Consider the following 13039-nt stretch of genomic DNA (forward strand, 5'->3'; position numbering starts at 1 on the left):
CGTGGGTTCGAATCCCACCTCCTCCGCCAGCGCATCGCTTCCATGCCCAAGAACGATCCCGTCGTATGCCGGGAAAGCCTCCGCCAGCAGGGGGTGAGGGCTCATTCTCAGAACATCACACCTCGAAGGAGGGCGAGACCTGCCTGAGCATCCGGGTTGCGCTCAATTTGCGGGCAGTCTGCTTTGGGAACAGCTTCAATAACGTGCATGTGTGGGCATGAGAGGGGGGCGGCCACTGCGAAGTAACATGTCTATTGACACCTTCGTGATCGATTCCCTAGCTTGAGGTAAGCGCCGAGCAAATGTGCTCGTCATGGCGCGTTGAACCCTCAGATATGTCGGCAATTCCGCCTCCAAAGCAGTTTCTGCTTCTGGGGGTTTTTGTCGTTGGAAGATCGAAAATGACACGTCTCGACCTACAGATCGGCCTGCTTTTCTCGACCACCGGCGCATACGGTCGAGTCGCGCATACGCAGCTTAACGGCGCGCAGCTTGCCTGTGATGAGATCAACGCGGATCCGAGCGCGGCGGTCACGTTCCATCCCGTCCATATCGACCCCGAGAGTGATCTGCATAAATACGCGCCGGCGGTGCAGAGCATGTTCGATCGCGGCATCCGCCATATCTGCGGCTGCTACACCTCGTCGAGCCGCAAGGAAGTGATCCCGCTCTTCGAGAAGCATGACGCGCTGCTCTGGTATCCGACGCATTACGAAGGCTTCGAGAGCTCGACCAACGTCATCTACACCGGTGCGGCGCCGAACCATCACATGTCACCGCTCATCGATTTCCTCTGCGCCCGCTTCGGTCGCCGCGCCTATTGCATCGGCTCGAACTATATCTGGGGCTGGGAAAGCAACCGGGTGATGCGCGAGGAACTTCAGCGGCGCCGCGGCGAAGTGGTGGCGGAGCGGTATCTGCCGGTCGGCGAGACCGATATGGCCGCCATCATCGAGGAGATCCTCGAGACCAAGCCTGATTTCGTGTTCAACGCGCTGATCGGCGAGTCCTCTTACGCGTTCTTCCGGGCGTTCCGGGAGACCTGTGAGGCGCGCGGCATCGAGCAGACCACGCGCTTCCCGATCGCGAGCTGTAACCTCTCGGAGCCCGAGCTTCGCGCGATCGGCCCGGTAGGGGCGGATGGGCAGATCAGTTCCAGCGTCTATTTCTCGTCCCTCGCGGGTGAGCGCAACAAGCGCTTCGTCGAGGCCTATGGCAAAGCCTTCCCCGAGGGACCTGTCGTTTCCGCCGAAGCCGAAGCCGCTTATGTCGCCATTCATATGCTCGCGAAATCCATCGCCGATGCGGGCACCGCGTCGGTGGGGGCGGTTCTCGAAGCGGCTGCAGGTCAGGTTTTCGATGCGCCGCAAGGCCGGGTCACGATCGACCATGAAACCTACCATGCCGCGCTCACGCCCCGCATCGGGCTGTCGCGCGCGGATTTCGAATTCGACATCCTGCTCGAAGCGCCCGAACCCATCGCGGCCGACCCTTACCTCGTGTCCTCGACGACGGCGTTCGAGCCGGCGGAGCGGCGCAAGAACGTGAGGGTCGTACAATGAAGGCACCCCGGATCGCGCAAAACTTCCGCGGCCGCAGGGCCGTCATCTTCACCACCGAGGGCCGCTCGCTGGGTATTCTCGAAGCCACGCTGCGCAGGCTCGGGCTGGAGCCGGATGTCCGTCCCCTCCCGTTGCGCCAGGATTTCGAGCTGCCCGAAGACCTCAGCCCGGAGGCCGACCTCGTCATCATCGACGGCGACCTGAACCTGCCGCAGACCTGGCCCGACAGCTACAACCTGTCGCCCCAGCATGCGCCGTGTCCGACGGTGGGGCTGGTGGGAACGGAAGCGCCGAGCCGTCTCAAGGCGATGCTCCAGCTTGGGGCCGCGTCCTTCCTGCAAAAACCGATCCATAGCGGCGCCGTCTATTCCGCTCTCTATCTGGGCGTGAACGCGTTCGAGCAAATCGACGGCCTCAAGGCGAGCCTCGACGATATGGGCGAACGCCGCCGCAAACGGATTTACGTCATCAAGGCTGTCGCGGCGCTCATGCGCCAGCGCGGGCTTAACGAAGATGCCGCATATGACCTTCTGAGAAAGGAGAGCATGCGCGCGCGCGTCAGCGTCGAGGACCACTGCGAGTCCCTGATGCTGGCAAACCCGGACAGCGATCTCGATCGCGGTGAAACGAAAAAGAGGTGTCAGGCGCGCTAGCCCAGCAAGGCACCCGGAAAAACCTCAACAAGGAGTTGAAAATGACCAGGAAACTGATCAGCACCGCTTCGGTGCTCGCTACCCTATTGTCTTTTGCAGGGCCCGTGATGGCTCAGGACGCCGAGCCGATCAAGATCGGCGTGCTCGAAGACCAGTCGGGGGATTTCGCCCTCGCGACCATCGGCAAGGTGCATGGCATCCAGCTGGCCACCAAGGAGATCAACGACGCGGGCGGCATCGCCGGTCGTCCGATCGAGCTGGTGACCTACGACACCCAGTCGGACAACACGCGCTATCAGGAATTCATGCGCCGCGTGCTGCAGCGCGACAAGGTGGACGTGGTCTTCGCGGGCTTCTCCTCGGCCTCGCGTGAAGCCTATCGCCCGATCGTCAACCAGTTCGACGGGCTGGCCTTCTACAACAACCAGTATGAAGGCGGCGTCTGCGACGCGAACATGATCGTCACCGGCGCGGTGCCGGAGCAGCAGTTCTCCACGCTGATCCCCTACATGATGGAGAAGTACGGCAAGAACGTCTACACCATCGCCGCCGACTACAACTTCGGTCAGATCTCGGCCGAATGGGTGCGCAACATCGTCAAGGACAATGGCGGCGAGATGGTGGGCGAAGAGTTCATCCCGCTCGGCGTGTCGCAGTTCTCGCAGACCATCCAGAACATTCAGGCCGCCAAGCCCGACTTCGTGGTGACGCTGCTGGTGGGCACGGCGCAGTCGTCCTATTACGAGCAGGCCGGTTCGGCGAATGTCGACCTGCCGATGGCGTCGTCCGTGAACGTGGGCCAGGGCTACGAGCATAAGCGCTTCACGCCCCCGAGCCTGAAGGACATGTATGCGACGGTGAACTATGTCGAGGAAATCGACACGCCGGAAAGCAAGGCCTTCGTCGAGAAGTTCCACGCGATGTTCCCCGACGAGCCCTACATCAACCAGGAAGCCGAGAACTCCTACGCGGCGGTCTATCTCTACAAGGAGATGGTCGAGAAAGCCGGCGGCTCCACCGCTCTGGAAGATGTGCGCGCCACGCTCGCCGATGGCAACCTGTGCTACGATGCGCCCGAGGGTGAGATGTGCATCGATCCGAAGAGCCAGCACACCTCGCACACGATCTATCTGGCCCATGTGCTCGAAGATCACTCGATCGAGTTCCCGAAGAAATGGGATGACATCAAGCCCTACTGGCTGGGCGATGTCGGCTGCGATCTGACCCAGAACGATCCGAGCGACCAGTACACCCCGTCGCACCTGCCGACGGAGTAATCCGACACTTGCGGATGCGGGGCCCCTTGGCTCCGCATCCGTCCCCTCCCGGATTTTCCTGCCCGGATTTCCCTGAACGACGGCCACCAAGAAAGGGACGGTCTATGGAGTTCCTCTACTCTCTTTTCAGCTTCTTCTATCAGTTCGGAGACGCGTTCGCCTTCCTCGTGCTCAGCGCCTGCGGCCTCGCGGTGATCTTCGGCATGATGGGCGTGATCAACCTCGCGCATGGCGAGTTCATCCTCTGCGGCGCCTATGTCTCGACGAGCGCCACCCATATGGGCGTGCCCCTTCCGATCGCGATCGCGCTGGGCTCTCTGGCCGCCGGTATCGCCGGGATGATCGTCGAGGTCGTGGTGATCCGACCGCTCTACAAACGTCCCCTCGATACGATCGTGGCCACCTGGGGGATCTCGATGATCGTCACCCAAGGCACGCTGATCGTGCTGGGCACGACGATGGCGGGCAGCGGCACGCCCTTCGGCAGCTTCACCGTCGGCGACTATTCCTATTCGATCTATCGCATCGTGCTCGTGGTGATGGCGCTCGCGACGCTGGCCGCCTTGTGGCTGATGTTCACCAAGACGCGCTTCGGCATCCTTGCCCGCGCCACGATCCAGGTGCCGCATGTGGCCGAGGCGCTCGGGGTCAATACCAACCTGATCTACAGCCTGACCTTCGGTCTGGGCGCGGCGCTCGCGGGGCTTGCCGGTGGGCTTTACGCGCCGACGATGACGCTCGTGCCGACGATGGGGGCCGCCTTCATGGTCGAGGCTTTCGTGACCGTCGTCGTGGGCGGCGCAGACATCTTCCTCGGGACGGCGCCTGCCGCGGTTGTGCTTGGCTTCATCAAAGCATCTCTGACCTCCTGGCAGGGCCAGCTTGCCGGTCAGATCGGCATGCTCATCGCCGTCATCATCGTGATCCGCATCCTGCCGCGCGGCATCAGCGGCAAGATCCTGAAAGAAAGGGCCTGACGTGAGCAGCGCATCCCGTTTCACTTCCATTCTGAAGCTCATCGAGGGGCCGCAAACCCTCGGCAAGGGACCGAAATTCTGGTCGGGCTTCAGCGTCGTCCTGCTGGCCGCCTGCGCCTATCCGGCCTTTGCGGACAGCTACGACGTCGGCAATAACGTTTACTTCTTCAACTGGCTTTTCATGGCGATGGGGCTGAGCCTGATCTGGGGCTATGGCGGGGCGCTCAGCTTCGGCCAGACCGCCTTCTTCGGGGTCGCGGGCTACGCCTACGGGGTCCTGACGATCAACCTCGGCGACGCCTACGGCCTGACGCTGCTCTCGCTGGTGCTGGCGGTTGGCCTGAGCGCGCTCTTCGCGGCGATCCTTGGCTACTTCCTGTTCTTCGGGCGCATCAGCGGCGTGTTCCTCGGCATCGTGACGCTCTCGGTGACGCTGGTGCTCGAGCGCTTCATGGCGCAGACGGCGGGGCCCGAATGGGCGATCGGCAAGGCGCGTCTGAACGGGTTCAACGGTATGGGCGCGATGCCCTCGCTGACGATCCCGTGGCCGGGCGGCAATATCGTGCTCTATCCGGATGTGACCCTCTACTACGTCACGCTGGCGCTGCTGCTGGTCTGCTATCTCGGCCTGCGCATCCTCGTGAATTCGCGCTTCGGCAATGTCATCGTGGCGATCCGCGAGAACCCGATGCGCGCCGAGATGCTGGGCTATGACGTGCGCAAGTATCAGCTGGCGACCTTCGTGATCGGCTCCGCGCTCGCCGGGCTGTCGGGTGTGCTCTACACCTCCTGGGGCAACTACATCACGCCCGCCTCGATGGGGATGACGGCGGCCTCGCTGCCCATCGTCTGGGTCGCGGTCGGTGGGCGCACGGACCTCACGACCACGATCATCGGCACGCTCGCGGTGCTGATGGTGTTCCAGTCGCTCACGATCTACGGCAGCCAATACGCGCTGATCGTGATGGGAACGCTGCTGGTGATCACCGTGCTGATCGCCCCGCGTGGCATCGTCATCGCGCTGCTCTCGCCCTTCATGCGCCGGAAATCCAAACTGGAAGGAGAGCGGTGATGGCCATTCTCGAAACACGCCAGCTCAACAAGCATTTCGGCGGGCTCCACGTCACGGGCAATGTCGATTTCGCGCTTCAGCCCGGAGAGATGCACTGCCTGATCGGTCCCAACGGGGCGGGCAAGAGCACCTTCTTCAAGCTGATCCTGGGCGAGCATCTGCCCGATAGCGGCGCGATCCTCTATGACGGCGAAGAGATCACCCGTGCCAAGCCGTTCGAGCGCATCCGCAAGGGGATCAGCGTGAAGTTCCAGGTGCCCGGCATCTTCAAGGAGCTGAGCGTCCAGCAGAACCTGACGATCGCGCTTCAGCACCATGTCGCGCCCGAGATCCTGCAAGAAGAGATCGACCGGCTGCTGGAGTTCCTGAAACTCTCGCAGGATCGCAAGCAGCTCGCCGGCAATCTCAGCCACGGGCAGAAACAGTGGCTTGAGATTGGCATGGCGGTGGCGCTGAAACCGCGCCTTTTGCTGCTGGACGAACCCACCGCGGGGATGACGCCCGACGAGACTTTCGCCACCGGCGAGATGCTTCAGGAGCTGAACCGCGAGGGGATGACCCTGCTGGCGGTCGAGCATGACATGGCCTTCGTGCGCCAGATCGCCCACCAGGTCACCGTGCTCCATTTCGGCAAGATTTTCGCGCAGGGCACCATCGACGAGATCACCGCCGATGAACGTGTCGCCGCCATCTATCTGGGAGAAGTCGATGCGTAAGGATGTCCTTCTCGACGTGATCGAACTCAATGCGGGCTACGGCGGCAAGCCGGTGCTGCAGGGCGTCGATTTTCAGGTCCGCGAGGGCGAGATCGTCGCCGTGATCGGGCGCAACGGGGTCGGCAAATCGACCCTGATGAAGACGCTGATCGGGCTTTTGTCGACCGACAAGGGGTCGATCAACCTCGACGGCGCGTCGATCGATCTGCTCTCGGCGCATAAACGGGCGCGCAAGGGTATCGGCTATGTGCCGCAGGGCCGCGATGTCTTCCCGCGCATGACCGTGCTGGAAAACCTGCTCGTCGGCGAAAGCATCGCGGGCAAATCCACCCCCGGCAAGGTCGAAGAGATCTTCCGCTATTTCCCGATCCTCAAGGAGCGCGCAGATCAGCGCGCGGGCACGATGTCGGGCGGTCAGCAGCAGCAGCTCGCCATCGGGCGCGTGCTGATGGGCGATCCGTCGATGATCCTGCTCGACGAGCCCTCCGAGGGGATCCAGCCGAACATCGTGCAGGACATCGCGCGCATCATGGTCGAGCTGAACCGCGAGACTGGCGTGACCGTCGTCTTCGTGGAGCAGAATGTCGACATGATCCGGGCGATGGCGCAGCGCTGCTACGTCATGGACAAGGGCCGGATCGTCGCCGAGCTCGACCGCGAGATGCTGCAGGACCGCGACACGATCCGGCGATACCTGTCGGTCTGATCTCCCCGGAACAATCATGGAATTTGCAAGTAAAAGGAGCAACTTATGAGCTGGTTTGAAGAATCCATCATGGCGCGCAAGGGCGTGGCGAAAGGTCAGACCCTCGAGAAGCGCACGATCACCGAGGAAGAGCAGGGAAGCTATCCCTACATCTACACCGCAGGGATCGAGCCGGTCCTGACCGTCGATCCGGGCACCGTCGTCAGCGCCGAGACCCATGACGCGTTCGAAGGCGCGATCAAGTCGGAGACCGACAAGCCGACCGAGATCCTGAACTTCCCGTTCCTGAACCCGCAAAACGGCCCGATCTACGTCAACGGCGCCGAGAAGGGCGACACGATCGCGGTCTATATCGAGAGCATCGTGCCGCGCGGGCCGCAGCCTCGGGGGACCACAGTGATCATGCCGGAATTCGGCGGTCTGGTTCCCACCTTCGAGACCGCGCTGCTGACCGCGCCGCTGCCCGAGGTGGTGCGCAAGCTCGACATCACCGTCGAGGAGGGCACCAAGTGGAACGACAAGATCAGCCTGCCTTACGAGCCCTTCATCGGCACGATCGGCACGGCGCCGATCGCCGAGGCGATCTCCTCGCTGGTGCCGGATTATTACGGCGGTAACATGGACCTTCCCGATGTCGCACCGGGCGCGGTCGTCTATCTGCCGGTGCAGACCGAGGGCGGGTATCTGTTCCTCGGGGATTGCCACGCAGCCCAGGGCGACGGTGAGCTTTGCGGCGTTGCGGTCGAGCACCCGACCGTGACCACCGTGCGCATCGACCTGATCAAGAACTGGACGATCAGCACGCCGCGTCTGGAGAACGAAGAGTTCTACATGACGGTCGGCTCGGCACGCCCGATGGAAGACGCCGCGCGCGGCGCTTACCGCGAGCTGATCCGCTGGATGGCCGCCGATTTCGGCTTCGACGAGATCGACGCCTACATGCTGCTGACCCAGTGCGGCCGCGTGCGCCTCGGCAACATGGTCGACCCGAAATACACGGTCGGGGCCTCGGTCCTGAAGTCGATCGTCGGCATCGCTGAATGAGCTTAGGGCCGCGCCCCTATCCCTTGTTGCGCGGTCTTTAACCTGTCGCCTCTGCCTTGGAGGGCAGCTTCTTGGGTGGGGGCGACCTTTTTCTTCCCGGCTTCGACCGTCCCTGCGGCCTCAGCGGTTCGCGCCACGGGTCGAGCTTTGTCACTTTCGATCCACCCCGCCCGGCTCCGGCTCGGGCGATGGCGGCACCATGCCCGCCAAACGGAAAAGGAGTCTCTCATGTCCGCTCAAACGAAACCCGATCTGCCCGACCTCGGAACGCTCACCGTCGCCGCCGTTCAGGAGGGGCTGGCTTCGGGGGCGTTCACTGCACAGGCGCTGACCGAAGCCTGCATGGCTCAGGTCAAGGCGCTGAACCGCAAATACAACGCGATAATCTTCGAGAATGACGCAGCCCTCGAGACCGCCCGCGACATCGACCGGCGGCGCGCCGCGGGCGAGGCGCTCGGGCCGCTGGCCGGGGTGCCGATCGTCGTGAAGGATCCGATGGACATGGCGGGCATCCCCACCACGGCCGGTTGGCGGCTTCTCTATTCCGGGACGGGCGGCGTCGATCTGATGCCCGAACGCGACAGCCCGGTGGTGGCCCGGATGCGCGCCGCCGATGCGGTGATCCTCGGCAAGACCAACGTCCCGATCCTCAGCTGGACCGGAACGCATGCCAATGACAGCTGGGCCGGTCCCACGATCAACCCCGCGATCGAGGATCGTGCGCCGGGCGGATCGAGCGCAGGCACGGCGGCGGCGGTCGCCACCCATATGTGCGTCATGGGGCTGGCCGAGGAAACCGGCGGCTCGATCCAGAACCCGGCCTCGGCGCAGGGGCTGGTGGGCATCAAGCCGACGATCGGGCTGGTGCCGAATGCCGGGGTCGTGCCGCTCTCGGGCAATCGCGACGTGGTCGGGCCGATTGCCCGCACTGTCACGGATGCCGCCCTCGGCCTCGATGTCCTGGCGGGGTTCACCACCGAAGATCCCAAGACGCTGGCTTGCGTCGACAAGATCCCCGAAGGCGGCTACGCCTCGGGCCTGTCGAAGGACGGACTGAAGGGCAAGCGGATCGGGCTGTACGGGCCGGGCTGGCGGAAGAACGAACTCTCGCACGAGGCGTCGGATCTCTACGATCGTGCGAAAAGTGAGCTGGAAGACCTCGGCGCGGTTCTGGTCGACGACCCCTTCGCGGGCACCGATTTCGCAAGCTATCGCGAGATCACGCCGGGCACGCCCTTCTTCGACGGGCGGGGGCTGGAATCTATCCCCTATGACATGACGAAATATCTCGAGCGGCTGGGTCCGAATGCGGCGATCAAGACCTGGGAGGAGTTCGTCGACGCCACCAAGGAGGAAAACGTGCTCGCGAAGGGGGCGATCCTCGGCTTCCTCAACGAGCTGCCTGATTTCGTCGAGGCGGTGAAATCTCCGACCACGCCGCCTGCGCTGCCCGCGTTCACGGCCCTGAAGCGGACCTATCTGCTGCTGATGGAGGAAGTCTTCGCGCGCCATCAACTCGACGCGCTCGTTTACCCGCAGATGCTCTGCGAATTGCCGGGCCTGCATTCGGGCGACGCGATCCTCGAGACCACCGTCGGGGAGCTGAACATCGCCGGCATTCCGGGCGTCACCGTGCCCGCGGGCTACTACGCTTCCGGCGCGCCGTTCGAGCTGATTTTCCTCGGCCAGCAGTGGAGCGAGCACGCCTTGATCCAATGCGCCTATGCCTATGAGCAGGGCACGCTGCACCGCAAACCTGCGGTCTGATCGGGGCTAATCGGCGTCACAGCATCACGTGGCCGTTGCGGCGTGAACTCGGCTTTTGCCCGAGCGCACGCCGCAGCGGCCCTTTTGTCCTGTGCCTGACGAAGATCAAGGTGCGGGCTGTGGAATCGTGTTCCTTTCCATCTGCGCCGCGAGCCGTGGCAAAGCGACGTGCCCGATGCGCGCTGCCGTAATTACCTCCGTGTTTACCCACAATTCGAGAGGAACAGTTCGATGGAAGACGACAAGAAGCCCGAGCGCACCGTTTGGGAAGAAATCGAGGTCGCTGGCAACCAACTCGTCGATCGCGTCAAGGAATTGGCGCAGGAGGGGAGCGTGCGCCAGTTACGTATCAGCTCCGCCGGTGGGGATCCCTTCGTCGAGGCGCCCCTCAACCTCAGCCTCGTCGTCAGCGGGGTCGTGGTGCTCGCCGCGCCTTGGCTGGCCGTCCTCGGCGTGATCGCCGGATTGGCTACCCGCGTGAAGGTGGAAATCGAGCGGGTCGAGGAGCCTGACGACGACGATCAGAAGGACGAATAGGCACCGGCCCGGGCGGAGCGGGAGCGCCATTCGCGTGGTGCTTGCGCTCCGACCCTTATATCCGGCGCCAACGCGTCAGGACGGCGGGATCAGAACGATTTTCCCGGCGTGGCGTTTTTCCTGAAACACTTTTTGCGCCTCAGCGATCTGATCGAGCGGGTAGGTGGCGGCCAGCAGGGGCCGGATTTCGTCTTTCTCGACATATGAGATCAAGTTGCCGAAGACCGGCGCGTCCCATGCGGTGCAGCCGATCAGGGTGATGTCCTTGAGATACAGGTCGCGCATGTCCAGCTCCACGACTGGTCCGGCAATCGCGCCTGATGAGGCATAGCGCCCGCCGCGTCGGAGCAGTTTCAGCATCGTCCCAAAACCCGGCCCGGCGACGTTGTCGATCACCACATCCACGCTGTTCTCGCCGATCGCCGCTACGGGATCGTCCTCGCGGCAGAGCACTTGGTCCGCGCCGATCTCCAGCACCATCTCGCGCTTGGCGGCGCTGGTGATGGCAACGACTTCCGCGCCGCGCCGTTTGAGTAGCTGGATCAACGCCGAGCCCACGCCGCCCGAGGCGCCGGGCACCAGCACGCGCTCGCCCGCGGTGACGCCTGCGCGGTGGATCATGTTCTCGGCGGTGCCATAAGCGCAGGGCAGGGTGGCGAGTTCGGCGTCGCTCCAGTCGCTGTCGATGGCGAAGACTTCGCCCGCGGGCACTTTCACATATTGCGCGAAGGCCCCGTCGAAATTGGAGCCGAGCCAGACCGTGTCCATCGAGGAGAAATCTTTCTCGCGCATGCAGGAGCGGACTAGAACCCGCGCACCGATCAAGGCCGCATCGCCACCGTCGCCCACCGCGACGACTCGGCCGCAGCAATCGGTGCCTTGGATCAGCGGGAAGGGCGTGGCCCCGCTCCAGCCGCCATCGGCATGCTCGACGTCTTCGCGCGACTCCTGCGTGCCGGATTTGACGTCAGAAGAATACCAGCCCAGCCGCGTATTGATGTCGGTGTTGTTGATGCCTGCTGCGAGCACCTGCAGCAGCACCTCGCCGGGCTCCGGTTCGGGCATCGCGACCTCGCGGTAGTCGAGCCGCTCGTAGCCGCCCGTCCCGGTCGTGACCACGGCCATCATCGTACCCTTCGGCGTGTCGCTCATGCTGCTTTCCTCTCGAAACCGATCCGTCTGAGAAATGAGTTAGGGCGCGGTCGGAATAAACCGAGCCGCGCCCTTATATTGAGCCTCGAGGCTTGATCGGGCCCGCCTTAGCGCGCCACGCAATCCGCGAAGTAATGCGTCTTGCCGTCCTCGCTGGTCTCCGTCACGAGGCCGTGGATATCGGTCTCGAAGCCGGGGCATTCGCGGGCGAATTCGCGGTTGAAGCGCAGGTAATCCACGATCTTCGCATTGAAGACCTCGCCCGGGATCAGCAGCGGAATGCCCGGCGGGTAGGGGGTCACGAGGCTCGTCGTGATCCGGCCCTCCAGCTCGTCGATCGAGACGCGCTCGGTCTTGCGCCGCGCGATATGCGAGAAGGCCTCCGACGGGGTCATCTCGGGGTGATGGTCGGTCAGGTAGATCTCAGTCGAGAGCCGCGCGACGTCGTATTTCGCGTAAAGCGAATGGACGTGCTGGCTGAGATCCTTCAGCCCCATGCGCTCGTAGCGCGGGAATTTCGCCGAGAATTCCGGCATCACGCGCCATAGCGGCTGGTTCTTGTCGTAATGGTCCTTGAACTGCTGGAGCGCGGCCAGCAGCGTGTTCCAGCGGCCCTTGGTGATGCCGATCGTGAACAGGATGAAGAAGCTGTAAAGCCCGGTCTTCTCGACCACGACGCCATGCTCGGCGAGGTATTTCGACACGATCGAGGCGGGGATGCCGCTGTCGTCGAAACGCCCTTCGATATCGAGTCCGGGGGTGATGATCGTGGCCTTGATCGGGTCGAGCATGTTGAAGCCCGGCGCCATGTCGCCAAAGCCGTGCCAGCTATCCGAGCCGGTGGTCTCGACGCCCTCGGCATCGGTCTTCTTGAGAACCCAGTCGCGGGTCGCGGCCATCCCGTCGCCATCGGCGCGGAAATCGGTCGGGCCCCAGACCTGGAACCACCAGTCCTCGGGGCCGTATTCCTCTTCGACCTTTACCATCGCGCGGCGGAAATCGAGCGCCTCGACGATGCTTTCCTCCACCAGCGCGGTGCCGCCCGGAGGCTCCATCATCGCCGCCGCCACGTCGCAGCTTGCGATGATCGAATATTGCGGGCTGGTCGAGGTGTGCATCAGGTAGCTCTCGTTGAAGAGATGCCGGTCGAGCTTCTCTTCCTTGCTGTCCTGCACGAGCACATGGCTCGCCTGCGAAATCCCGGCGAGCAGCTTGTGCACCGATTGCGTCGCATAGGTGATCGACTTGGTCGTGCGCTCGCGCTTGCGGCCCATCGCGTGATACTGGCCGTAGAACGGGTGGAAGGCGGCATGGGGGATCCACGCCTCGTCGAAATGCAGGTTGTCGACCCAGCCGTCGAGAAGCGACTTGATCACTTCGGTATTGTAGAGCACGCCGTCGTAGGTCGACTGCGTAAGTGTCATGATCCGGGGCTGGACATTGTCGGTGTCGTAATCGGCCAGTAGCGGGTTTGCCTTCATCTTGGCACGGATCGCCTCGGGTTCGAATTCCGAGCGCTGGATCGGGCCAATGATGCCCCAGTGGTTGCGCGTGGGCTTGAGGAAGACCGGGATCG

At 63.4% G+C, this 13039-nt stretch carries 11 protein-coding genes and 1 pseudogene; 10 read left to right on the forward strand and 2 right to left on the reverse strand.

All coding sequences use genetic code 11. The annotated features are described in order from the left end of the window. Positions 1-401: 401 nt before the first annotated feature. The 10 genes from B3D39_RS04960 (at position 402) to B3D39_RS05005 (ending at position 10311) form a co-directional block, all read left to right on the forward strand. The gene (locus tag B3D39_RS04960; RefSeq protein ID WP_274962189.1) at positions 402-1562 is read left to right on the forward strand and encodes a transporter substrate-binding domain-containing protein; all 1161 of its coding nucleotides are present in this window, start codon (positions 402-404) and stop codon (positions 1560-1562) included. Further along, positions 1559-2215 (forward strand): ANTAR domain-containing response regulator, encoded by a 657-nt coding sequence (locus B3D39_RS04965; RefSeq protein ID WP_274962190.1) that lies wholly within the window; start codon positions 1559-1561, stop codon positions 2213-2215. Before B3D39_RS04960 ends, B3D39_RS04965 begins: the two co-directional genes overlap by 4 nt. Positions 2216-2256: 41 nt before the next feature. Beyond that, positions 2257-3492 (forward strand): urea ABC transporter substrate-binding protein, encoded by a 1236-nt coding sequence (locus tag B3D39_RS04970; RefSeq protein WP_078520575.1) that lies wholly within the window; start codon positions 2257-2259, stop codon positions 3490-3492. 104 nt (positions 3493-3596) lie between these two features. Further along, positions 3597-4469 carry an ABC transporter permease subunit gene (locus tag B3D39_RS04975; protein ID WP_078520226.1) on the forward strand — a complete coding sequence of 291 codons (873 nt, stop codon included), beginning with the start codon at positions 3597-3599 and terminating at the stop codon, positions 4467-4469. A 1-nt stretch (position 4470) separates the two neighbouring features. Further along, positions 4471-5541 (forward strand): ABC transporter permease subunit, encoded by a 1071-nt coding sequence (locus B3D39_RS04980; RefSeq protein ID WP_078570137.1) that lies wholly within the window; start codon positions 4471-4473, stop codon positions 5539-5541. Further along, a complete protein-coding gene (locus B3D39_RS04985) occupies positions 5541-6257 on the forward strand; it encodes an ABC transporter ATP-binding protein (RefSeq protein ID WP_078520224.1) in 717 nt (238 codons plus the stop codon). The genes B3D39_RS04980 and B3D39_RS04985 overlap by 1 nt, the downstream gene beginning before the upstream one ends. Beyond that, positions 6250-6963 (forward strand): ABC transporter ATP-binding protein, encoded by a 714-nt coding sequence (locus B3D39_RS04990; RefSeq protein ID WP_078520223.1) that lies wholly within the window; start codon positions 6250-6252, stop codon positions 6961-6963. Before B3D39_RS04985 ends, B3D39_RS04990 begins: the two co-directional genes overlap by 8 nt. Before the next feature lie 45 nt (positions 6964-7008). Continuing rightward, complete coding sequence (locus B3D39_RS04995) at positions 7009-8007, forward strand: acetamidase/formamidase family protein (RefSeq protein WP_078570139.1); 999 nt, start codon at positions 7009-7011, stop codon at positions 8005-8007. A gap of 228 nt (positions 8008-8235) precedes the next feature. Then, positions 8236-9774, forward strand: coding sequence for an amidase (locus B3D39_RS05000; RefSeq protein WP_274962191.1), 1539 nt, complete (start codon positions 8236-8238; stop codon positions 9772-9774). 231 nt (positions 9775-10005) lie between these two features. Next, complete coding sequence (locus B3D39_RS05005) at positions 10006-10311, forward strand: DUF4342 domain-containing protein (protein ID WP_274962192.1); 306 nt, start codon at positions 10006-10008, stop codon at positions 10309-10311. Between the two features lie 75 nt (positions 10312-10386). Here B3D39_RS05005 and B3D39_RS05010 read toward each other — a convergent pair whose 3' ends face one another. Continuing rightward, on the reverse strand, positions 10387-11463 hold the full coding sequence (locus tag B3D39_RS05010) for an alcohol dehydrogenase family protein (protein WP_274962193.1): 1077 nt from the start codon (positions 11461-11463) through the stop codon (positions 10387-10389). A 107-nt stretch (positions 11464-11570) separates the two neighbouring features. Continuing rightward, positions 11571-13039: pseudogene (locus B3D39_RS05015) on the reverse strand (lysine decarboxylase); the annotation flags it as partial.

Origin of the sequence: Thioclava sp. UBA3469 (assembly GCF_002378135.1) — a bacterium.
GTDB classification, from domain to species: domain Bacteria; phylum Pseudomonadota; class Alphaproteobacteria; order Rhodobacterales; family Rhodobacteraceae; genus Thioclava; species Thioclava sediminum.